Raw genomic sequence first — 20889 nt, forward strand, 5'->3', positions numbered from 1 at the left:
CTTCCCTGTACCGTCCGCCGCGACGGCGACAGGAGAACGAAGATGGCCAACATTCCTACCTTATCGTCCGAAGCCTGGTTCGAGGCTCGGCTCGCGCGCTCCCTACGCAACCTCAGCCGTGCATGCCGCGGGCATGCACGCGGTCTCGTCGCATGTCCGGCCCGGCTGTTCGTCGTGGCTGGCGTGCTGTTCGTCGCGGCGGCGCTGTACGACGCTCGTGACCTGCTCGCGAATGCATTGCTTCCCGCCGTCGACGACGGTCTTCTGATTGCGAGCGTGGCGGGCGCGATGCTGGCGCTGGCGGCGGCAGTGCTGTGGCTACGTGCACGGCGACTGGACGCGGCAATCCGGCAACTCGCCGCGGCGATCGAGGACCATGGGCTGGAAGCGCTGCCCTGTTCACTGGTCGAGCGCGGTACGCCGCCGATCGCGAGACTGGCGGCCGCGATCAACGACGCGCATCGCCAGCACGCGGATCGCATGACGGAATTGCTGCATGTGCTCGCGGCCTATGCGCATGATCTGCGTACGCCGCTGACGCGCGTGATGCTGCGTAGCGGAATGCTGGAAGATCGCGCGTTGCGCGATGCGATGGAGCGCGACCTTGCCGAGATGGCGGAACTGATTGACGCGAGCCTTGCCTGCGCACGGCTCCAGTGTAGCGTGGCGGAGCCGCCGCGCAGCGTCGACGTGGACGAGTTGCTCGGCTCGCTGGTCGACAACTATCGCGACGCGGGGCTTGCCGTCGTGCTGGACGGGCGATTGGACTGTCCGCTCGTGACGTTTCCGCATGCACTGCGGCGCGTGCTCGTCAATCTGATCGACAACGCACTGCGCTACGGGCGTGATGTCCGTGTGTGCGTTCGCGTCGATGCCCGGCGCGTGATGCTTGCGGTGGTTGATTCGGGGCCGGGCATCGTGCCGGCGGAGATGGAAGCGGTATTCACGCCGTGGTATCGGGCGCCGCAGACATCGGCACGTGCGCCGGGATCCGGATTGGGGCTTGCGATCGCACGGCGGTTGACGCAAGCGATGCGGGGCGAACTGCAGCTGAACAATCGCAGTACCGGAGGGCTCGAAGCGCGCGTGACGTTGCCGCTCGCTGTCGCATGACGGCAGCCAGGCGATGTGCGCAGCGCGGCGTTCCGGCATTGCGTCGACTTCCGTGTTACGAACCGCGCGATTGCGCGATCGCCGCGTCGTACCCACGGAATCGCCAGATACATTCCGATACGCCGGCGACATACGCGGGATACATGGCGGGCTCCCAATGATGCATGACGTCGAGTCTGGCGGGTCCGCGATGCCGCAGAAGCATGGCGGCCCCCGTTTTCACGGCGGTTGGGGGACCTGACGTCGATCGTAAATGACCTGGAGTACGACAATGAATGACAGCAAAGTTTGGTTCATCACGGGCTGCTCCGGCGGCCTGGGTCTTCAGCTTGCCGACGCGGTGCTTTCCGCGGGCCACAAACTGGCGGCAACGGCGAGGGACGTGACGCGTCTGGCCAGCCTGACGGACGCATATGGCGACCGGATCCTGGCGATCCAGCTGAACGTCACCGACCCGGACGCGGTGCGCGGCGCCGTCAGCCTGGCGGTGGAGCAATTCGGTCGTCTCGACGTGCTGGTGAACAACGCGGGCTACGCCGATCTGGCGTCGATCGAAGACATCACCGATGACGCGCTGCACGAGCAAATCGAAGTCAACTTCTTCGGCGTGTGCAATGTCACCCGTGCGGCACTGCCATTCATGCGCCGGCAACGGGCCGGCCACATCATTCAGATCTCGTCGGTGGGCGGAAGAGTCGGCGGCCCCGGGCTCGCAGCCTATCAGGCAGCCAAATGGGCGGTGGGCGGATTCTCCGAAGTGCTTGCGAAGGAGGTCCGCGATTTCGGCATCCAGGTCACGATCGTCGAGCCGGGATCGATGCGGACCCGTTGGGCCGGTTCGTCGATGACCATTCTGCCGGTCAGCGACGCGTACAAGCCGATCATCGAACCGGTAGCGGCACGCTTGCGTCGCATCGACGGCATGCAACCCGGCGATCCCGCGCGGATTGCCCGGGCGCTGCTCGGCATTGCCGGATCGCCGACAGCGCCTTTGCGATTGCTGATGGGCAGCGACGCGGTCGCGGTAGCCGGCGCGGCGGCAAGGTTCCGTGCGGAAGAGGACGCACAATGGCGCGAATTGAGCGAATCGGTTTCGTTTCCGCCGGCGCAGCCCGAATGAAGCCGGCCGCCGGAGACCGCCGATGACACGCACGATGTCGCCGCGCGTCGCCTCATTCGTGCTGTGCGGCGCGCTGCTGACCGCATGCGGCTACGGCGCGACATTTCTGTTGTCGATGCATTTCCATCTGGCGGGCGGAAGCGACATCGACACGGGGGCTGCGCTCGCCGAAGCGATGATCGGTGCATTGATCGGCCTGCCGCTGGTCGCGTGGTGCTCGCACCGGATCGGCGCCGCGCGCACGACCGCGCTCGCGGCGTTGGTCGTCGGCGCAGGCGTCGTCGGCTTCGCGCTGACCGGGCGCACCGGCTTGCTGCGCGTCGTGCCCGGATTGCTGGTCGGCATCGGTTGGGGCGGGTTCTGCCTCGCGGCGCCGATCATGCTCGTGGAGCGCACGGCCGAGATCGAACGTGAACGCTGGTTCATGCGGTTCGGGTCGTTTCAGATGGCCGGCGTCGGCGGCGGTCCCGCGGTTGCGGCACTCGCGATTCGCAATTGGCACTGGACGACGGGCGCGGTGTTCTTCACGGTCGGCGGGCTGTGCGTGACGGCCGCGGCGATGCTGGAATGTTTCGGACACCTGTCGCCTGCTTCGCATGCCGTTGCGCGGCCGGTACGCGATAGCTGGGTACGCGAGATGGGCGCGATCGCCCGTACGCATGCGATTTATCCGATCGCGATCATCGCGCTTGGCTCGAGCGTCTTCTCGGGGTTGATGACGTTCCAGATGTCGATGGCGCAGGGCCCCGGCGTGACGGCCGGAACGTTTTTCGGTCTGTATTCCGCCACGGTGGTCGTCATCCGCTGGCTGCTCGGTGCGGTCGTGATTCAGATCCGCGTCGGCGCGACGACGCAGATCCTGCTCGGCTTCATGATCCTGAGCGTGGCCGTGACGTTCGCCGTCCCGCACAGCGCGCTGCTTCATTCGGCCAGCGCCGTGCTGCTCGGAACCGGATATGGCCTCGTCTATCCGATCGTTCAGGCGCAGGCCGTCAACAGTGCCGATGCGCGGCATCGGCACGCCGTGCTGACGTGGTTCGTGGCGTCGTATTTCGTCGGCGTATTCGGATTCCCCGCGCTCGGCAGCATGGTGCTGGTCAGCATGGGCAAGACGATGCTGTTGATACTGATCGCGGCATGCGGGCTGGCGGCGCTGCTTCTCTCGATCGTCGAGCACCGCAAGCGGGTATTGCCGGTGGCGTGCTGAATGCACGCGCCGGCGTTCCCGAATCCGCCTGCCGATGCGACGCGCGGGATGGTCGGCATCGAGCGCGGACGAGGCGGGTGCGCTTTTCCGCCATGGCCGGACCGCTCGACATGCCGGACTATTTCTTTCTGTCGTCGGGGCTGTAGGTCACATAGAGCTTGGTATAGCCCGGTGTGTCGAAATGTCCCGTCCATCCCTTGGGAAGCGTGACGGCGTCGCCGGTCTTCACGAGCATCACCGAACCGTCCGACGACGTCAGCTTTACGCTGCCTGAAAGAAAGTACAGGAACTCGTTGTACGGCAGCCCGTGCGGCCCCTTGATTTCCTCGTGTGAAGGCCCGGAGCGATACACGCCGGTCTGGTAAGCGTTGTCGGTCGACGTGAACGTCGCAACGTCCGCGCTCGTGTCGCCGCCTTGGTCGTTTTTCACGGCGTCGGCGCGATTGAATATCGCACCGGCAAGGTCGGACCGCGACGCCTTGATCGGCTTGATCGTTTCAGCGTGCGCGTCGACCGAGGTCACGACGCTGAAAAACAGCAGTGCTGCGAGGGCGTCTCTAGACATCAGCTATCTCTCCTTCGATTTTTTCATGTCAGCGACGTATGGGGTGAACGCGCTGTCGTGGCGCCATTTTGTCGGAAAAACGCGGCTTCGTTTGGCGATTGATCGAAAACGAGACGGCAGATTTGTTTCTCAATGTGTATGAAACCGGTCGGGATACATGGCCTTGCAAAAGCCATTTCGCGGGACACACGTCAGATACGTGATCTGGATTAAATGCATCTACCGATCGAATCCGATCAGGGCGCTCGAACCGGCTTCGCGAGATCAGCGACCGCCGAGCGACCGGACAGATTCGCGGCAGCCGAATTTATCCAGGAGAACGACATGAAAGTAAAGACGATTGCTTTGGTTTTCGCGGCGTGCGCCGCTGTTGCAGCCACCACGTCCGCTTTTGCAGGCAGCCCCGTCGACACGAGCGCCAACGACCAGGCCGTCGGGCAAGCGAGCCAATGGGCGACGGTCGCCCAATCGCCGAAGGGAAAAACGCGCGCCCAGGTTCGTGCGGAATTGGTGCAGGCAGAGCGTGACGGTCAGCTTGCGGCACTCGACAAGCTCTATCGAGGCGGTTGATTTTGGCCGAGGCGGTGACATGGAGGCCGAAGTGGCCACATTTTGCGTGGCTGGGGGGCTCGACAACCTTCTGCCGGTCGCGTTCGAGGAAGAAGCGTTTTCCACGGCGATATCCAGGCGGGCGCGACCCGCTTGATTTCGCCTGAACCCATATAGACATGCCAGATACTGCAGTTCATCAACGTCGGCTTGGTCGCACCGCGGGAGGATCGACGTAGATGACCGCAGCCGAACTGTCCGCCATGCTCCCCGCGATGCTGCCGCGTCTCTGGACCTTCGCGCTGCGAATCTCAGGCGACCGGCACGACGCCGAGGATCTGGTGCAGAGCGCGTGTGTCCGTGCACTCGAACGAGCGCATCAGCTACGACCAGGAACCGCGCCGCTCAGCTGGATGTTCTCGATCGTGCAATCCATCTGGCTCAATGAGCTTCGCGCACGCAGCGTGCGTCGGCGCTCGGGCATGGACTGGGACGACGACCTGCTCGAAACCGTCGCCGATCCCGCCGCGCCGACACTGGAACAGCAGGCGCTGGACGCGCAGATCGTCAGGGCGGTGCAGCAACTGCCCGAAGCGCAGCGCGGGGTCATGTTGCTGGTCGCCGTGAAGGGGCTTAGCTATGACGAAGCGGCCGAGGCGCTCGGCGTACCCGTCGGGACGATCATGAGCCGGCTTTCGCGTGCCCGCCAGACGATCGGCGCCCTGTTCGGCGATGGAAAGGATCGATCCATGAAGGGCGCGGCGAAGCGTGAGGATCAGGACGCATGAAAAGGGACGACGTCCTGCTCATGGCATACGTGGGCGGGGCACTCACGTCGTCGCGCCGGAGTGGGGGTGAGGCGGCACGCAGCAACGTGAGTTCGCCTTTCAGTGTTTATTGAGTGTTCGTGTCGACCCGCGACGGATCGAATTTCAGGGGCCGGACCAGGAAGTCTTGCCCGCATTGGCTCGCGGAAGAGGCGTGATCCAAAGATAAACGAATTGTGATCACTCGCCGCCGAAAAATTTTGCACAATGGCGGCAGCGCGGCCATTGCCGCCATTCGCCCCCGCGCATCCGGCCAGCCGGACCGGGGCCGGCCCGAACCGATACCCGGCACCGACGTGCCGCCGCCCGCCGCCATGGACCAACCGAAACGCATCCTGATCGTCGAGGACGACGCCGATATCGCCGACGTTTTGAGCCTGCACCTGCGCGACGAGCGCTACGAGGTCGTGCACAGCGCGGACGGCGCCGAGGGGCTGCGCCTGCTCGAACAGGGCGGCTGGGATGCGCTGATCCTCGACCTGATGCTGCCGGGCGTCGACGGCCTCGAAATCTGCCGGCGCGCGCGTGCGATGACGCGCTACACGCCGATCATCATCACCAGTGCGCGTTCGAGCGAGGTGCACCGGATCCTCGGCCTCGAGCTCGGCGCCGACGACTATCTGGCCAAGCCGTTCTCGGTGCTCGAACTCGTCGCGCGCGTGAAGGCGCTGCTGCGGCGCGTCGATGCGCTCGCGCGCGATTCGCGGATCGACGCGGGCACGCTCGACGTCGCGGGGCTGGCGATCGACCCGATCGCGCGCGAGGCGAGCGTGGACGGCGCGCGCATCGACCTCACGCCGCGCGAATTCGACCTGCTGTATTTCTTCGCGCGGCACCCGGGCAAGGTGTTCTCGCGGATGGACCTGCTCAATGCCGTGTGGGGTTACCAGCACGAAGGCTACGAGCACACGGTCAACACCCACATCAACCGGCTGCGCGCGAAGATCGAGGCCGATCCGGCCGAACCCGTGCGGATCCTCACCGTGTGGGGCCGCGGCTACAAGCTCGCCGCGCCGGGCCAGCGGGACGCATGATGAAGCTCACCCTTACCCAGCGGCTGTCGCTCGTGTTCTCGGTGCTGCTGCTTGCGTGCTCGGGCGCGTCAGCGTGGTTGCAGATTCGCGCGAACGACATGCGCGAGCAGGAAGTCGTGCAGGGGCTGTCGCGCGACCTGGCCGCCAACATCGTCAACAGCGTGACCCACAGCGCGCCGCTGATGGACGCGAACGGGCTGCGCCCGGATGCGGTGCGCACGCTGTTCGGCCAGTTGATGGGCGTGAACCCGAGCGTCGAGGTGTACCTGCTCGACAACGCGGGGCGGATCAAGGGCGACGATGCGCCGCCCGGCCACGTGAAGCGCGACCGCGTCGATCTCGCGCCCGTGCAGCGCTTCATCGCGGGCGAGCCGCTGCCGATCCTCGGCGACGACCCGCGCAGCCCCGATGCGCGCAAGGTGTTCAGCGCCGCGCCGCTGCAGCTGGCGGGGCAGCCGCCGTCCGGCTACATCTATGTGGTGCTGCTCGGCGAGGCGCACGACCAGCTGGCCGCGCGCGTCGACGCCGGCAACGTGCTGCGCACGACGCTGTGGTCGATGGCGCTGGTCGCGCTGCTCGGCCTGCTCGCGGGCCTCACCGCGTTCAGCTTCATCACGCGCCCGCTGCGCCGGCTGACGGACGCGATGCGCCGCTTCGACGCGAACGGTACGCCCGACACGCAGCCGCCGGTGCCGCGCTCGCGGCCGGGCCGGCGCGGCGACGACATCGTCGTGCTCGAATCCGCGTTCGCGCAGATGGCCGACCGGATCGGCGACCAGTGGCGCGCGCTGACGCACCAGGACCAGCAGCGGCGCGAACTGATCACGAACATCTCGCACGACCTGCGCACGCCGCTCACGTCGCTGCACGGCTACCTGGAGACGCTGTCGCTGAAGTCGGACGCGCTCGCCGAGAACGAACGGCGGCGCTACCTGTCGATCGCGCTCGCGCAGAGCGCGAAGGTCGGCCGGCTCGCGCAGGCGCTGTTCGAGCTCGCGCGGCTGGAATCGGGCGGCGTGCAGGCCGAGCGCGAGCCGTTCTCGCTCGTCGACCTCGTGCAGGACGTGTTCCAGAAATTCGAGCTGACTGCGCAGGCGCGCGGCGTCGCGCTGCATGCGCGGATTCCGCCGCGGGTGCCGGTCGTGTCGGCCGATCTCGGGATGATCGAGCGCGTGCTGACCAACCTGCTTGACAACGCGCTGCGGCACACGCCCGCGCACGGCGAGGTCGAGGTCGCGCTCGAGCCGCGCGGCGACCGCGTGCTCGTGACCGTGGCCGATACCGGCGAAGGGATTCCGGCGGCGCGGCGCGAAGGGTTGTTCCAGCGGCCGCAGCGGCCGATGAGCGGCGGCGCGGTGACGAGCGGCGGGCTCGGGCTGCTGATCGTGCACCGGATGCTGGCGCTCAACGGCAGCCGTATCCGGCTGGTCGACCGGGCCGGGCGCGGGGCGGTGTTCGAGTTCGAGCTGGCGGTGGCCACCCCTGCGGCCGGCGACGGGCGCTGACCGTCCCCCGGCAATGCCCGCGTTCAACCGCCGCGCTTGCGCCGCACGTCGCTCGGCGTCATCCCTGTCCAGCGCTTGAACGCGTGGCGGAACCCCACCGCGTCGCTGAAGCCGAGCGTCGATGCGATGTCCTCGGTGCTGAGCGTGGTCGTGCTGAGATAGTCGATCGCGAGCGCCTTGCGCACGCTCGCCAGCAGTTCGCTGTACGACGTGCCTTCGGCTTCGAGCTTGCGGCGCAGCGTGCGCGACGTGATGCACAGGATCGCCGCGATCGCGTCGATGTCCGGAAACTGCCCGGGCGTGCGCGTGAGTTCCTGGTACACGCGCCGCGTGACGCCGGCCTGGCTGCGCAATTCGTCGAGCAGGCTCGCGCAATGCGACGACACCTGCGCGGCGGTAATCGGATTCGCGAGCTGCGGCGCGCGCGTGAGCCAGGCGGCCGGGTAGCTGAGCACATGATGCGGCTGCTCGAAGGCGATCGGGCATTCGAGCGCGTCGGCCAGCCGTGCCGCGTGCGCCGGCTGCGGCTGCGCGAACTGCGCGCGCGCCGGCACGCACCACGCCCCCATCACGTCCTTGATGATCGTCACGTGCAGCGCGAACTGCATGTCGATCAGGAAACGGTACAGCGGCTCGTCGAGGTCGGGGAGCGCGACTTCGTGCCGGTCGGGAAACTGCCACGATACGATGTCGCCCTGTTCGACCCAGCGGATCGCGAGCATGCCGTTCGCGAGCCGGTGATACTTGACGGCGGATTCGAACGCGTGCGCGAGCGATTCCGAACACAGCATCGCGTAGCCGTACATCCCGTAGCTCGACGCGTGCAGCCGGTGGCCGACGCGCACGCCGAGATCGGTGCCGTCGTAGCAGCCGATCGCATTGCGCGCGGCCGTGAGGAACTGCAGCGGCGACGTGAGCGTGAACGGGTCCGCGACGGCGGCCGGCATGAGACCGGTGCCGTCGAGCACCGCGGCCGGGTCGAGGCCGGCTTGCGTGGCCACGTCGAGCAGCACGGCCAGCTTGGCCGGCGTGAAGCGCTGCTGGCGCAACGCGTGGGTCGGCTCGACGTCCGGCAGGCGGGCTGCGCGGGCGGTCGTCGGGGTCAAGAGCGCACTGCGCGGCATGGGAGCATCCTGCGTCCGAATCGATATCGTTGACGGCACGCAATTCTGCTCGGGATCGGTCCCATGCGCCACAGGGTTCACCCTGATGCGCGCGCCGGTGCGACCCGGTGCAGCGGGCGTCGGTGGCACCCCTGCCGCCGCAGCCGGCCTGGCGCGTGCCGGCCGGCCAGGTCGGCGGTATCCGCCGACGTTACCTGGACAGGTGCGGCCCGTATGTCCGTTTCGATCATCTTTTCGGCCGCCCGGATCATTTTCAAAGTGCGCCGCGCGGGCGATAGTCGCCGATCAGGCGATGGTCCGCGCTTCTCCGGCGTGCAGGCCGTCGTGCGAACGGCGCGGCCGGCGCGCCGTCCCCCGTGGAGTGAGACATGACGAAGAGACACTGGACCGGGTCGTATGGCTCGATCCCCGCCGAGATCGATCCCGATCGCTTTCCTTCCGTAAGCGCGTTGCTGGACGACGCAATGCGCCGATTCACCGGTCGCCCGGCGTTCCACTCGTATGGCCGCACGCTGACCTATGGCGACGTCGATCGCCTGTCGACCGCGCTGGCCGCCTATCTGCAGCAGGTCGTGGGCGTGCGCAAGGGCGATCGCGTGGCCGTGATGCTGCCGAACGTGCTCGCGTTTGCGGTCGCGTTCGTCGCGGTCGCGAAGATCGGTGCGATCCAGGTCAACGTGAACCCGCTCTACACGGCGCGCGAGCTCGAGCATCAGCTCAACGACGCGGGTGTCGAGGTCGCGCTGGTGTGCGGCGGGTCGATGGGCACGTTCGCCGAGGTGGTCGGCGGCACGCGCGTGCGCACCGTGCTGAGCGTCGGGCGCGGCGATCTCGGCGTCGTCGATGCGCCGGCCGGGACATGCGACGCGCTGCCGCCCGGTTCGATCCCGCTCGCGGATGCGATTGCCGCCGGCGAATCGCTCGCGCTCGAGCCGGTTGCGCTCGGCGGCGCGGACCTGCTGCTGCTGCAGTACACGGGCGGCACGACCGGCCTGTCGAAGGGCGCGGCGCTGTCGCACCGCAACCTCGTCGCGAACATCGAGCAGTTCGGGGCGATCGTGCCGGCCGCGCGCGTGCCGGGCGAGGAGGTCGTCGTCACGGCGATCCCGATGTATCACATCTTCGCGCTGACGGTGAACTTCCTGTCCTACTTCGCGATCGGTGCGCAGAACTGGCTGATCGCGAACCCGCGCGACATGGACGGCTTCATCGACGTGCTGAAGGCCGCGCGGCCGACGGTGTTCGTCGGCGTGAACACGCTGTACGCGGGGCTCGCCGGCCATCCGCGCCTGACGGAAGTCGACTGGTCGCGGCTGAAGCTGTCGGCCGGCGGCGGCGCGGCTGTGATCGACGTGATCTCGTCGCGCTGGAAGGCGGTGACGGGCAACTTCATCCGCGAGGGCTACGGGCTGTCGGAAACGTCGCCGGTCGTGTCGTTCAACCCGCAGTCGATCGACTCGTTCACGGGCACCACCGGCCTGCCGCTGCCGTCGACCGACGTGAAGCTGCTCGACGACCAGGACAACGAGGTGGCAATCGGCGGCGCGGGCGAGATCTGCGTGAAGGGGCCGCAGGTGATGGGCGGCTACTGGCAGAAACCGGACGCGAATGCGGCCGCGTTCACGACCGACGGCTATTTCCGCACCGGCGACGTCGGCGTGTTCGACGAAGCCGGGTTCCTGCGGATCGTCGACCGCAAGAAGGACATGATCATCGTGTCGGGCTTCAACGTGTATCCGAACGAGGTGGAAGCGGTCGCGACCGCCGTGCCGGGCGTGGCCGAATGCGCGTGCATCGGCGTGCCGGACGCGCGCACGGGCGAGGCGGTGAAACTGTTCGTGGTGCTGGCGCAGGACGCCGACGTGACGGAGGAGCAACTCGTCGCGCATTGCCGCGAGAGCCTCGCGGCCTACAAGGTGCCGAAGCTGATTCGCTTCGTCGACCGCCTGCCGAAGTCGACCGTCGGCAAGATCCTGCGCCGGGAACTCAGCCGCACCGACTAATGGCGTCGGCGCGCCGCGCAGCGCCCGGCGCGCCGACGGCCCGGAAGGCTCCGCGCGGGCCGCTCAAGTACAATGCGAGCGGTTCGATCGACGGGGACGCGATGACCGGTTCAGATTCACTTTCCGCCCAGCCCGGGCCCGCACCCGGGCGTGCGCTGCCGTCGCCGAGCGCGACGGTGCCGATCTCGCTCGTCAACGGCTTCCTCGCGAGCGCGGCCGTGCAGCGCGACGTGGTCGAGCGCTACCTGGGCGGCGCAGGCATCCCGATCGAGCTGCTCGGCGAACCGCATGCGCGCGTGACGGAGGAACAGTTCTCGACGCTGTACCGCACGCTCGCGATCGAACTCGACGACGAGATGCCCGGCATCTTCTCGCGCCCGCTGCGCGGCGGCACGCTGAAGTACCTGTGCCTGAGCCTGCTCGACGCGCGCAACCTCGAAACGGCGCTGCATCGTTTCGGGCAATTCTTCCATATCCTGCTCGACGATTTCTTCGTCGAATCGAAGCGCGACGGCCTCGTCGCGCAGACGGTGCTGCGCCCGAACGACGCCATCGGCCCGATCGGCGCGCTCGGCCAGGAGCTGATGCTCAAGCTCGTGCACGGCGTGTGCTCCTGGCTGATCGGGCAGAAGATCCCGCTGCTGCAGATCGAGTTCGCGTGCCCGCGGCCGCGCCATGCGGTCGAGCACCTGTACTTCTTCACCGGCGCCGTGCAGTTCGACTGCGAGCGCACGCTGATGCGCTTCAGCGCGGATTACCTCGACGCGCCGATCCGGCAGAGCAAGCGCAACCTGCGCAAGTTCCTCGCGCGCGCACCGGGAGACTGGATCTTCGAATCGTTCAGCGAACAACTCGTGTGCCATCGCGTGCGGCAGTACCTGTCGGAAGCGTTGCCCGACCTGCCGGTGATCGACCAGGCGGCCGAGCACCTGCATTGCTCGGTGCGCACGCTGAGCCGCCACCTGGCCGCCGAAGGGACGACGTTCCAGGCGCTCAAGGACGAACTGCGGCGCGACATCGCGATCCAGCGGCTGACCGATACGCCCGACACGATCGCGGCGATCGGCGCCGACATCGGCTTCGACGATCCGAGCGCGTTCCATCGCGCGTTCCGGCACTGGACAGGGAGCACGCCGGGCACTTACCGGCGGCGCGCGTAGCACGTCACGCGTCATGCATCGCTTCAAGGTAGCCGGTTCCCATAACCGGATACCTTCGCGCGCTCCCATGGACGGCTCCCCTGGGCGGGCGGTTTACGAATCGGCGGGACAGGCAGGGCGGCCGTTGCCGAAGCTGCGCACCGTGCTCGCGATCCGCGTGGCGAACTGCTCGATCATGCGCTGTTGCACCCGCACCATGTCCGCGTAGCCGCCGGGTGCCGCCTCGTTGAGCCGCGTGCTGCACGAAATGCGCGTGCCCGGCGTGCCCGGCGTGTCCTGCTGCACGCCGACGACCCAATCCGCTTCGAACTGGGCCATGCTGCCGGGCCACGCATCGAAGCGGCGCACCTGCGTGCGGATGCTCATGACGGTCTGGTTCGACGGACGCGGCAGGCCGGTGACATTGCGCGCGCCCAGCTGCTCGACGAGCGCCGACGAAAGCGCCGCGCGCAGCTCGTCGCCGAGCGGCGCGACCCAGCGTTCGTTGTCGAGTATCCGCGCGGCGCCGGTTCCGCTGCGCACGACCATCTGCTGCTGATCGAGCTGGGCGGGGATGCCGACCGGCAACACGTTGATCGCCAGCGGCGCGGCGGCGCGCGCGGTGGTCGACGTTGCCGTTGTCGTCGCGGACGTGGCCGGCGAGACCAGCGTGTAGTAGTGCACCGGGTTCGACGCGCAGGCGGTCAGCGCGATGACGGCGCCGGCGCCCAGGGCGATCGTCCTGGCGCGAATCGGGAAGCTCATGGTTGTCGTGGCTCCTGCTGGACAGGCGAGGTGGAAGGGGCGACCGGCGCGATCGGCGCATGATCGGCGCCGGTGCCCCGCAGCAGCGCGTCGGGACGGCGGCCCAGCATGTCGGTGAGCGTGCGCAACGAGCGCGCGGTACGCTGGACTTCGGTCAGCGTGTTCGCGAGGTTTTCCTGAAGCGGGCCGTCCTCGGCGATGCCCTGGCGCAACGCGCCGAACGTCTGGTTCGCCTGGTCGAGCGCGCGCGTCGTCGACGGCAGCACCTGGCCGTTGACCTGCCTGAGCGTCGCGTCCAGGTTCGTCAGGCTCGAATCGACATGCTTGCCGATCGACGCCAGCGGCAGCTTGTTGATCTTGTCGACGATGTCGGCGAGCTGCTCCGGCAGCTTGTCGAACGTACTCGGCACGGTGGGCAAGGTCAGCGGCGTGGCATTCGCATCGAACGGCACCTTCGGCGCGTTCTTCACGAAATCGAACGAAATGTAGAGCTGCTCCGTCAGCAGGTTGCCGGTACGCGCCTGCGCACGGAGCCCATGCTCGACCAGGCCCGCGAGAAACTGGGCCGCGCGCGGATTGCCGTTGCCTTCGGTCTTCTGCAGCTTCTCGATGACGGGGCCGAGCCGATACGGATAGACCTTGACCATGACGACGGACTGGAAGCGCCGGGTGCTACGGTCGAAGTCGAGCTGGGTCGACACCACCTTGCCCATGTTGACGCCGGAGAATTCCACCGGCGCCCCGACCGCGAGCCCGCGCAACGGCTGCGCGAAACGGAGTCGAATGAGTTGGGATGGGCCGTCCGGGGCCGCCATCGCGGACGTTTCGTTGTCGGCGAGCGTAAACAGGTGGTTTGCACGGGCCGCCGCCGCATCGCTGTCTTCCGGCGTCGCGAACGCGATGCCGCCGCCCACGATCGTCGCGACCGACTGGGTCTTCAGCTTCAGGCCGTTCGCGTCGAGCGACAGATCCATCCCGCTCGCGTTCCAGAAGCGCGTATCGGTCGTCACCAGCCGGTCGTACGGCGCATCGATGAACACCTGCAGGTTCATGTCGTGGCGCTGCATGTCGAGCTTGTACGACGCGACGTGCCCGACCATCAGGTGGCGGTAATAGACCGGCGAGCCGATATCGAGCGAGCCGAGATCGGTGGCGCGCAGCGCGAAGCTCGTCCCAGGCATGCCGTTGATGACGGTGGGCGGCGTCTCGAGCCCGGTGTAGGCCTTGCGCGGTTGCGTCGAGCCGCCCGTGTCCATGCCGATATAGGCGCCGGAGAACAGCGTATCGATGCCCGATACGCCGCTCATGCCGACGCGCGGCCGCACGACCCAGAAGCGCGTGTCGTCGCGAATGAGGTTGCGCGCATTCTTCACGAACGAGACCGTCGCGACGACGTGCGAACTGTCGTCGCTCAGCGAGATGGCGGTCACGGTGCCGATCACGACGTCCTTGTACTTGACGGGCGTCTTGCCGGCTTCGAGGCCTTGCGCGGTGTTGAACGTGATCGTGATTTCCGGTCCGACGGACAACCACGCGTGGATCACCATCGACAGGCCGATCAATGCCGCGACGAGCGGCACGAGCCAGACGAGCGACAGCCGCAGGCGGTTGCGCGTCACGGGCGGGTCGTGGGGTTCGAGGCCTTGCGGGCCGGATGGAGGATTCATGCTTCTTCGGCGTCCCAAATGAGGCGTGGGTCAAAACTCATCGCTGACAGCATCGTGAGAATGACGACCATGCCGAAAAACAAAATGCCGGCGCGCGGCTCGATCTCGGACAGCGGACCGAACTTCACCAGCGCACAGATGATCGCGACGACCAGCACGTCGAGCATCGACCAGTAGCCGACCAGCTCGACCGCGCGATACAGCACGGCCCGCTCGCGCATGGCCGACACGCTGCGCCGGCCCGTCGTGACGAGCAACATGCCGAGCGCGAGAAACTTCGTGCACGGCACGACGACGCTCGCGATGAAGATCACCGACGCGATGCCGTACGAGCCGGCTTTCCAGAACACCACGACGCCGCTGAGAATCGTCGATTCGCTATGGCTGCCGAGCAGCGTGGTGCGCATCACCGGCAACAGGTTGGCCGGGAGATAGAAGATCAGGCTGGCGATCAGCAGCGCCCACGCGCGCACGAGGCTGTCCGGGCGACGCGCGTGCAGCGCCGACCCGCAGCGCGGGCAGCGTGCCGCTTCGGCGCCACGCGCGTGCACATCCTGCGCGGCGCAGGCATGGGTCCGGCAGACGAGGCCGCACGCATGGCACCCGACCATGCCCATCTGACTGGCGCGCACGGGCAGGCTCACGAGCGGCCTCCGGCGGGTTCCACCGGCACGACCCAGTCCCACAGCTGGCGCGCATCGTGGCCCGCGATCAGCGGGATCAGCACCATCAGCACGGCCGTGGCCCACAAGCCCGCGCCGGGAATGATCTGCATGATGCTGGAGAGCTTGATGATGGCGATCAGGATGCCGAGCAATCCGACCTCGATCATGCTCCACGGCCGCAGCGCGACGAGCAGCCGCATCAGCGGGCCGAACGCGGGCGCGCGATGCCCGGCGCGGGCAAACGCCAGCAACCAGATCAGCGTGGCGATCTGCAGGAACGGCACCACCACGATGGCGAGCGCCGTCGGAATCGCGATCGGCGCGGCGTAGCCTTTGGCCAGCGCGAGCGCGGATTGCCACAGCGTGGCTTCGCTGTGCAGCCCCTGCACGCTGATCCGCATGATCGGGCAGAGGTTGGCGATGGCAAACACCACGCCTGCCGCCATCGCCAGCGCGAGCCACCGGTCGATATCGAGCCAGCTCGAGCGAAACAGCACGGCCGAACAGCGCTCGCACCGCGCGACCTCGTGCGGCGCCAGCGCGCGGCGTCGGTAGACGCTGTCGCAATGCTCGCAGGCGATCAGGGCTGGAAACGTGTCCATGGGTTCGTGTTGCTCGCGCATGCGGTCTCGGTGATGGGCTTCGCAGTGTGCTTCGCGTCGATGGACGCTTTGGTGCGGTTTGATGGAGAAATGATGGAGGCGGAGCGGGCGTGAAGGCGTTACGTCTCCATCGATGGCGATCGCCTCATGCCTTGGCGGAAATGGCGCGGAGTTCCTCGAGATCGAGGTCGCGCGTCAGTTCGTGCAGCGTGTGCTCGTCGATGTCGCCGGCGCGGTAGAGGCGCATGAGCTCGGCCCGTCCCGCCGCGATCAGTTCCAGCACGGTGTCCGAACGCGCCACGAGGTGGGGCTTGTATTCGTTGGCGTGCCGCGCGTAGCGGGCCATGTCCTCGGCCTTGTGCCGGTGAATGTCCAGGAGCATCGGGTGAACGAGTTCGCCTGCCGCGTTGTAGGCCCGCTTTGCCATCAACTCGTACTGCACCTTGGCGATCACGGCCTGCGCCTCGCTCATGCTCAGGCGAGGCTGGTCGCTTTCCGGCGCCGCGAGCCCGGTCCAGCGGATCACGGCGCCGAGCGATTGCCCCTGCACCAGCACGGTGGCGAGGATGACGGCGATGGCGGTGACGAGGATGAAATCGCGCCCCGGAAAACCCTCCGGCAGGCTGGCGGCGAGCGCCAGGGTGATCACCCCTCGCATCCCGGCCCAGCTCAATACCGTGGCATCGGCCAGCCCGAGCGGATGGAAGCGGGTCACGCCCAGCTTCCGCAGCACGATGAGCGCGCCGTCCGACACATACACCCACGCAAACCGCGCGAGGATGACGGCCAGCACGACGATCAGCACCGGGACGCCCATCTCCGCCAGCATCGAGTCGAGCCCGTCGCCCCGCTGGATCAACTCATGCAGCGAGGATCCGATGATCAGGAACACGAACGCCTCGAGAATGAAGATCGTGACGGACCAGAAGCCGGTGCCGTACAGGCGCGCCGACGCGCCGAGCACGCGGTGCTGGAACCAGGCGCAGATGAGCCCCGTCGTCACCGTGGCGATCACCCCCGACACGTGGAAGCGCTCGGCCAGCAGATAGGAGCCCCACGCACACAGCGGGCCGGCGGCGATGATCAGGCTGTCTTCGTCGAGATGGCGCATCAGGATCACCCAGGCGCCCCCCACGAGCGCGCCGACCAGTACGCCGCCCAGCGCCAGCAGGGCGAAGCTGCCGAGGGCTTCGGCCGGACTGAACAGGCCCGTCACGCCCGCGGCCACCGCGAAGCGGAACAGCACGAGGCCCGTTGCGTCGTTGAACAGGCTCTCGCCCTCCAGGAGGATCAGGAGGCGGCGCGGCAGTTTCACCTGCTGCAGCGCGGCGCGGGCCGACACCGCATCCGGCGGCGCGACCAGCGCGCCCAGGGCCGCGCAGGCCGCCCAGGGCAGGGCGGGCACGAGCCAGTGCGCGACGAGGGCCACCACGGTCGTGGTGAAGAGCACCGCCCCGATCGCCAACGCGCCGACGCCCAGCATGTGCCGGCGCAGATGGTCGAGTGAGATGCCCAGCGCGCTGTCCATCAGCAACGGGGGCAGAAAAATCACCAGCACCAGTTCCGGATCGATATGCACCTCGGGCAGGCCGGGCAGAAAGGCGATGAAACCGCCGCCGATGATCAGCGCGACGGCAGGGGGCAGCCCGAGCTTGTGCCCGACGTAGTGCAAGACAAGGATCGCCAGGAGCAGCGCGATCATCAATTCGAAAATAGTCATGGTGAGGGTTCTGTAGTCGGCGCTTCAGCGCTTCGGTGGTGAGTGGCCCATGAGCGCTTCGGCCGGATGGAAGGCGCACTGAGCGGCCCGGTTTCCAGGAGCCGGACAGCGTCGGCGCCCGGCCGGGAGCGGGAAGGGCGTCACGTCTATGTCGTGATCCGCGCAAAGTCGATGCAGGCGATGTGAATCGCGAGAATCATCGCGGACGCGTTCGTCGGCCGGCCATTTCGCGCGCTTGGACGAAATATCTCGTCGCCCGGGGTGATGGGCACCCCGCTCATCGCGCATATCCCTGCCCGTCTGGCGAATCCTTTGTGCCAGTTTTGATAACCGTAATGTCCGCCCGTCGAATCCCGCCACGAAAGCACCACCGTGCTGGACGTCGGTCGATCCAGGATGTCGATCGTCGCGCTGCACCTCGATCGATCGCCCGAAGTCACCTTTCTGCGTGAATCGACCACGCCATCCTTGCGCTGCCGGTTGATGCGCGCGCCGTCGCTGCATGCGTTGAGCGAGTGCATCATGTGGCGCCAACGTTCCTCCGGTTCGATTGCGTCGATCGGAATCGACGTTACGCGGCCGATCCGTGCATCGTCGCTGCTTTCCCGTTCGCGAGCATCGCCATCGATCGACGAAGAGACATTGCCCTGATTGCTCATTTCGACCCTCGCTGCGCGCATGCGGTTGATCAGATCTCTGGAAAAGGCGTTTTTCCGATAACGATTCGAAAACAACGGAACCGCAGCGTGGCACGCCGGCATGCAATGCGCGTCGGCCTGTTGCTACGAGCCCGTTCTGCGCGCCAGTCTGACGAGATCGACGATCGTCGCGACCAGCGCGGCCAGCAATACGGCTGCCAGCATCGGATAGCTCGGCGTCTCCCGGATCATCACCGCGATCGGGTTGCCGGTCGCCGGAGACGACACGGCCAGGATCAGGCCGTAGGCGACGAACCATCCGGTCGCGATCGTCAGCACGACAGCAACCATCAGGAGTCCGACGATCCTCGCCCCGCGCCGCCGCGATCCGTGACGCGCATTCACTGCGTGCTGCGCAGCCGGTAGCCGACCCCGCGCATCACCTCCGGCATCCCGGACGCGCCCGCGCATTCGAGCTTCTTGCGCAGCCGGCTGATGTGGCTGTCGACGGTGCGCTCCAGCGCATCGACGTCGGCGAGGCAGGCGTCGATCAGTTCGCTGCGCGTGAACACGCGGTTCGGCGAGCCGGCCAGGTGCGCGAGCAGCCGGAATTCGGTCAACGTCAGCGAGACGCCGGTTGCTCCGGTGTCGGTGCGAACCGTGGTCAGATAGCTTTGCGTGTCGATTTCAAGGTTGCCGACCTTGATGAAGCGCCCGGACGTGGCCGTTTCGAAACGACGCAGGATCGCGCGGATGCGCGCGACCACCTCGGCCGGATTGAACGGCTTCGTGATGTAGTCGTCCGCGCCGAAACGCAGCCCCTGCAAGCGATCGATCTCGCGGTCGAGCGCCGTGATGATGACGATCGGCGTGTCGCTGCGGCGGCGCAGTTCGACCAGGACTTCCCAGCCGTCCTTCTTCGGCATCCTGACGTCGAGCAGGATCAGGTCGGGCTTCAGGACGGGCTCCACGTCGAGCACGGCCTGGCCGTGATCGACGCGGTAGGTGCGAAAGCCGTCGTGGGCGAGGTACGCGTCGAGTATGTCGGCGATCTCCGGATCGTCTTCGGCAATGAGTATCAGAGGGTTCATCGGGTTCACTGGAAGTGAGCGTGTCCTTGGGCGGGCCGGCGGCGCGGCACGTGCGCCGCCGGACTTCACCGTGCTTTCGGTCGTCGCGGACGGCTGGGCGACGGCCCATTGCTCAGTTTTTTGCCACGCTGTTGGCGGGGGGCACGTCGGTGTCGGTCAGCCCGCCACCGAGCGCCTTGTAGAGCGCGACCGCGTTGCCCAGTTCGGCGTTGCGCAGATCCAGCAACGTCTGGCGCGCGGCATACAGCTGGCGCTGCGAGTCGAGCAGTTCCAGCCGATCCTCGATGCCGGCGCGATAGCGCAGGTTCACGAGATCGGTACGGCGCTCGGCGCTCTTGACGACCTTGGTCTGCGCGTCGATCTGGCGGCTGAAGGTCTCGCGCCCGGCGAGGCCGTCGGCCACTTCGCGGAACGCGGTCTGGATCGAGCGTTCGTACTCGACGACCGCGCTGGACTTGCGCACTTCCGCGAGATTCAGCTCGGAACGCAGCCGGCCGCCCTGGAAGATCGGCAGCGTGACCTGCGGCGCGAAACTCCACACGCGCTGGCCGCCGTCGAACAGGCTGCCCAGCCCCGGGCTGAGGAAGCCGATCGACGACGTCAGCGACAGGCGCGGGAAGAATGCCGCGCGCGCCGCGCCGATGTCGGCGTTGGCGGCGACGAGATTCTGCTCGGCCTGCTGGATGTCCGGCCGGCGGTACAGCAGTTCCGACGGCAGTCCGGCCGGCAGCTTGGTCATCACCGGCTGGCGTTCCAGCGACAGCGGATCGGGCAGGTTCTTCGGCAGGTCGGTGCCGACCAGCAGCCGCAGCGCGTTGCCCGCCTGCTCGACGGCGCGCGAACGCGCCTCGAGATCGGCGCTGGCGCTCGCGACCTGGCCTTCGGCCTGTGCGATGTCGACGCCGCTCGCCTGGTCGGCGAGCTTGAGGCGGCGCGCGAGGTCGAGCGACTGGCGCCAGTCGTTCAGCGTGCGTTCCGACAGCGCGCGCTGCTCTTGCGCGAGACGCTCGGCGAAATACGCGTTGGCCACGGAGCCGACGAGCGCGATCTGCACCGCCCGGCGGCCGTGATCGGTCGCGAGGTAGCGCGCGAACGCGGCATCCGACAGCGACTTCACGCGGCCGAACAGGTCGATCTCGAACGCGCTGAGACCGATGTTCACGCCGTACTGGTTCTGCGTGTTCTCGAGCAGCGGCGGGTTCGATTGCGAGTCGGCGGCCGTGCGCTGGCGCGTGAAGCTCGCGCCGGCGCCGATCGACGGCAGGCGCGCGGAACGCTGGATGCCGTACTGCGCTTCGGCGGCCTGGACGTTCAGCGCGGCCAGGCGCAGGTCGCGGTTGTTCTCGAGCGCGAGCTCGATCAGGCGCTGCAGGCGACGGTCGCCGAACATCGAGCGCCAGCCGAGATCGGCCGCGTTCGCGTGCTGGTCGGCCGCGACGGCGGTCGTGTAGGCGGTCGGCACCGGCAGCTCGGGCTTGACCAGCTTCGGCGCCATCGAGCACGCCGACAGCGCGAGCGCGGCGGAAACCGCGGCGGAAAGAATGAGTAATCGCAT

20 protein-coding genes are annotated in these 20889 nt (G+C 67.4%); 9 read left to right on the forward strand and 11 right to left on the reverse strand.

Going from position 1 to position 20889, the window contains the following annotated elements:
- The first annotated feature begins 42 nt into the window (after positions 1–42).
- The 3 genes from LGM56_RS18465 (at position 43) to LGM56_RS18475 (ending at position 3440) form a co-directional block, all read left to right on the forward strand.
- Complete coding sequence (locus LGM56_RS18465) at positions 43–1113, forward strand: sensor histidine kinase (RefSeq protein WP_226206239.1); 1071 nt, start codon at positions 43–45, stop codon at positions 1111–1113.
- 271 nt (positions 1114–1384) lie between these two features.
- Positions 1385–2233, forward strand: a complete 849-nt coding sequence (locus LGM56_RS18470; RefSeq protein ID WP_226206241.1) for an SDR family NAD(P)-dependent oxidoreductase — start codon at positions 1385–1387, stop codon at positions 2231–2233.
- A 22-nt stretch (positions 2234–2255) separates the two neighbouring features.
- Positions 2256–3440 carry an MFS transporter gene (locus tag LGM56_RS18475; protein ID WP_226206243.1) on the forward strand — a complete coding sequence of 395 codons (1185 nt, stop codon included), beginning with the start codon at positions 2256–2258 and terminating at the stop codon, positions 3438–3440.
- A gap of 118 nt (positions 3441–3558) precedes the next feature.
- Here LGM56_RS18475 and LGM56_RS18480 read toward each other — a convergent pair whose 3' ends face one another.
- Positions 3559–4005, reverse strand: coding sequence for a cupin domain-containing protein (locus LGM56_RS18480; RefSeq protein ID WP_226206245.1), 447 nt, complete (start codon positions 4003–4005; stop codon positions 3559–3561).
- A 324-nt stretch (positions 4006–4329) separates the two neighbouring features.
- On the opposite strand from LGM56_RS18480, the gene LGM56_RS18485 reads away from it, so the two are divergent.
- From LGM56_RS18485 to LGM56_RS18500, 4 genes are all read left to right on the forward strand, one after another.
- Entirely contained in the window at positions 4330–4575 is a 246-nt protein-coding gene (locus LGM56_RS18485) for a DUF4148 domain-containing protein (protein ID WP_226206247.1), read from the forward strand.
- A 218-nt stretch (positions 4576–4793) separates the two neighbouring features.
- Positions 4794–5342, forward strand: coding sequence for an RNA polymerase sigma factor (locus LGM56_RS18490; RefSeq protein ID WP_226206249.1), 549 nt, complete (start codon positions 4794–4796; stop codon positions 5340–5342).
- A 353-nt stretch (positions 5343–5695) separates the two neighbouring features.
- Positions 5696–6415 (forward strand): response regulator transcription factor, encoded by a 720-nt coding sequence (locus tag LGM56_RS18495; RefSeq protein WP_039353478.1) that lies wholly within the window; start codon positions 5696–5698, stop codon positions 6413–6415.
- Complete coding sequence (locus tag LGM56_RS18500) at positions 6415–7920, forward strand: sensor histidine kinase (protein ID WP_226206251.1); 1506 nt, start codon at positions 6415–6417, stop codon at positions 7918–7920. The genes LGM56_RS18495 and LGM56_RS18500 overlap by 1 nt, the downstream gene beginning before the upstream one ends.
- 23 nt (positions 7921–7943) lie before the next feature.
- Here LGM56_RS18500 and LGM56_RS18505 read toward each other — a convergent pair whose 3' ends face one another.
- A complete protein-coding gene (locus LGM56_RS18505; RefSeq protein ID WP_226206253.1) occupies positions 7944–9044 on the reverse strand; it encodes an AraC family transcriptional regulator in 1101 nt (366 codons plus the stop codon).
- A gap of 368 nt (positions 9045–9412) precedes the next feature.
- On the opposite strand from LGM56_RS18505, the gene LGM56_RS18510 reads away from it, so the two are divergent.
- Both LGM56_RS18510 and LGM56_RS18515 read left to right on the forward strand, forming a co-directional pair.
- The gene (locus LGM56_RS18510; protein ID WP_226206255.1) at positions 9413–11047 is read left to right on the forward strand and encodes an AMP-binding protein; all 1635 of its coding nucleotides are present in this window, start codon (positions 9413–9415) and stop codon (positions 11045–11047) included.
- Entirely contained in the window at positions 11047–12207 is a 1161-nt protein-coding gene (locus LGM56_RS18515; protein ID WP_124579343.1) for an AraC family transcriptional regulator, read from the forward strand. Before LGM56_RS18510 ends, LGM56_RS18515 begins: the two co-directional genes overlap by 1 nt.
- A gap of 93 nt (positions 12208–12300) precedes the next feature.
- Here the strand turns inward: LGM56_RS18515 and LGM56_RS18520 are convergent, their stop codons facing one another.
- The 9 genes from LGM56_RS18520 to LGM56_RS18560 form a co-directional block, all read right to left on the reverse strand.
- Positions 12301–12951 (reverse strand): membrane integrity-associated transporter subunit PqiC, encoded by a 651-nt coding sequence (locus LGM56_RS18520; protein WP_226206256.1) that lies wholly within the window; start codon positions 12949–12951, stop codon positions 12301–12303.
- Complete coding sequence (locus LGM56_RS18525) at positions 12948–14618, reverse strand: intermembrane transport protein PqiB (RefSeq protein WP_226206257.1); 1671 nt, start codon at positions 14616–14618, stop codon at positions 12948–12950. Before LGM56_RS18525 ends, LGM56_RS18520 begins: the two co-directional genes overlap by 4 nt.
- On the reverse strand, positions 14615–15262 hold the full coding sequence (locus LGM56_RS18530; protein WP_226206258.1) for a paraquat-inducible protein A: 648 nt from the start codon (positions 15260–15262) through the stop codon (positions 14615–14617). Before LGM56_RS18530 ends, LGM56_RS18525 begins: the two co-directional genes overlap by 4 nt.
- The gene (locus LGM56_RS18535) at positions 15259–15885 is read right to left on the reverse strand and encodes a paraquat-inducible protein A (protein ID WP_226206259.1); all 627 of its coding nucleotides are present in this window, start codon (positions 15883–15885) and stop codon (positions 15259–15261) included. Before LGM56_RS18535 ends, LGM56_RS18530 begins: the two co-directional genes overlap by 4 nt.
- 145 nt (positions 15886–16030) lie before the next feature.
- The gene (locus tag LGM56_RS18540) at positions 16031–17605 is read right to left on the reverse strand and encodes a Na+/H+ antiporter (protein WP_226206260.1); all 1575 of its coding nucleotides are present in this window, start codon (positions 17603–17605) and stop codon (positions 16031–16033) included.
- A 146-nt stretch (positions 17606–17751) separates the two neighbouring features.
- The gene (locus LGM56_RS18545; protein WP_226206261.1) at positions 17752–18264 is read right to left on the reverse strand and encodes a DUF3331 domain-containing protein; all 513 of its coding nucleotides are present in this window, start codon (positions 18262–18264) and stop codon (positions 17752–17754) included.
- 123 nt (positions 18265–18387) lie between these two features.
- Positions 18388–18594: a hypothetical protein gene (locus LGM56_RS18550; protein ID WP_089498499.1), complete on the reverse strand. Its 207-nt coding sequence runs from the start codon at positions 18592–18594 to the stop codon at positions 18388–18390.
- A 50-nt stretch (positions 18595–18644) separates the two neighbouring features.
- Positions 18645–19334, reverse strand: coding sequence for a response regulator (locus LGM56_RS18555; RefSeq protein ID WP_089463835.1), 690 nt, complete (start codon positions 19332–19334; stop codon positions 18645–18647).
- A gap of 112 nt (positions 19335–19446) precedes the next feature.
- Positions 19447–20889, reverse strand: coding sequence for an efflux transporter outer membrane subunit (locus LGM56_RS18560; RefSeq protein ID WP_089429472.1), 1443 nt, complete (start codon positions 20887–20889; stop codon positions 19447–19449).

This window comes from Burkholderia sp. AU38729, from assembly GCF_020419725.1.
In the GTDB taxonomy this organism is placed as follows: domain Bacteria; phylum Pseudomonadota; class Gammaproteobacteria; order Burkholderiales; family Burkholderiaceae; genus Burkholderia.

What these genes read in the sequence shown, in the direction of transcription:
- LGM56_RS18515 (WP_124579343.1), top strand. Translation starts at nt 11,047, where the DNA reads ATGGCGTCGGCGCGCCGCGCAGCGCCCGGCGCGCCGACGGCCCGGAAG.
- LGM56_RS18540 (WP_226206260.1), bottom strand. Translation starts at nt 17,605, where the DNA reads ATGACTATTTTCGAATTGATGATCGCGCTGCTCCTGGCGATCCTTGTC.
- LGM56_RS18475 (WP_226206243.1), top strand. Translation starts at nt 2,256, where the DNA reads ATGACACGCACGATGTCGCCGCGCGTCGCCTCATTCGTGCTGTGCGGC.
- LGM56_RS18510 (WP_226206255.1), top strand. Translation starts at nt 9,413, where the DNA reads ATGACGAAGAGACACTGGACCGGGTCGTATGGCTCGATCCCCGCCGAG.
- LGM56_RS18480 (WP_226206245.1), bottom strand. Translation starts at nt 4,005, where the DNA reads ATGTCTAGAGACGCCCTCGCAGCACTGCTGTTTTTCAGCGTCGTGACC.
- LGM56_RS18555 (WP_089463835.1), bottom strand. Translation starts at nt 19,334, where the DNA reads ATGAACCCTCTGATACTCATTGCCGAAGACGATCCGGAGATCGCCGAC.
- LGM56_RS18525 (WP_226206257.1), bottom strand. Translation starts at nt 14,618, where the DNA reads ATGAATCCTCCATCCGGCCCGCAAGGCCTCGAACCCCACGACCCGCCC.
- LGM56_RS18485 (WP_226206247.1), top strand. Translation starts at nt 4,330, where the DNA reads ATGAAAGTAAAGACGATTGCTTTGGTTTTCGCGGCGTGCGCCGCTGTT.
- LGM56_RS18505 (WP_226206253.1), bottom strand. Translation starts at nt 9,044, where the DNA reads ATGCCGCGCAGTGCGCTCTTGACCCCGACGACCGCCCGCGCAGCCCGC.
- LGM56_RS18535 (WP_226206259.1), bottom strand. Translation starts at nt 15,885, where the DNA reads ATGGACACGTTTCCAGCCCTGATCGCCTGCGAGCATTGCGACAGCGTC.
- LGM56_RS18545 (WP_226206261.1), bottom strand. Translation starts at nt 18,264, where the DNA reads ATGAGCAATCAGGGCAATGTCTCTTCGTCGATCGATGGCGATGCTCGC.
- LGM56_RS18470 (WP_226206241.1), top strand. Translation starts at nt 1,385, where the DNA reads ATGAATGACAGCAAAGTTTGGTTCATCACGGGCTGCTCCGGCGGCCTG.
- LGM56_RS18465 (WP_226206239.1), top strand. Translation starts at nt 43, where the DNA reads ATGGCCAACATTCCTACCTTATCGTCCGAAGCCTGGTTCGAGGCTCGG.
- LGM56_RS18550 (WP_089498499.1), bottom strand. Translation starts at nt 18,594, where the DNA reads ATGGTTGCTGTCGTGCTGACGATCGCGACCGGATGGTTCGTCGCCTAC.
- LGM56_RS18560 (WP_089429472.1), bottom strand. Translation starts at nt 20,889, where the DNA reads ATGCGATTACTCATTCTTTCCGCCGCGGTTTCCGCCGCGCTCGCGCTG.
- LGM56_RS18490 (WP_226206249.1), top strand. Translation starts at nt 4,794, where the DNA reads ATGACCGCAGCCGAACTGTCCGCCATGCTCCCCGCGATGCTGCCGCGT.
- LGM56_RS18500 (WP_226206251.1), top strand. Translation starts at nt 6,415, where the DNA reads ATGAAGCTCACCCTTACCCAGCGGCTGTCGCTCGTGTTCTCGGTGCTG.
- LGM56_RS18520 (WP_226206256.1), bottom strand. Translation starts at nt 12,951, where the DNA reads ATGAGCTTCCCGATTCGCGCCAGGACGATCGCCCTGGGCGCCGGCGCC.
- LGM56_RS18495 (WP_039353478.1), top strand. Translation starts at nt 5,696, where the DNA reads ATGGACCAACCGAAACGCATCCTGATCGTCGAGGACGACGCCGATATC.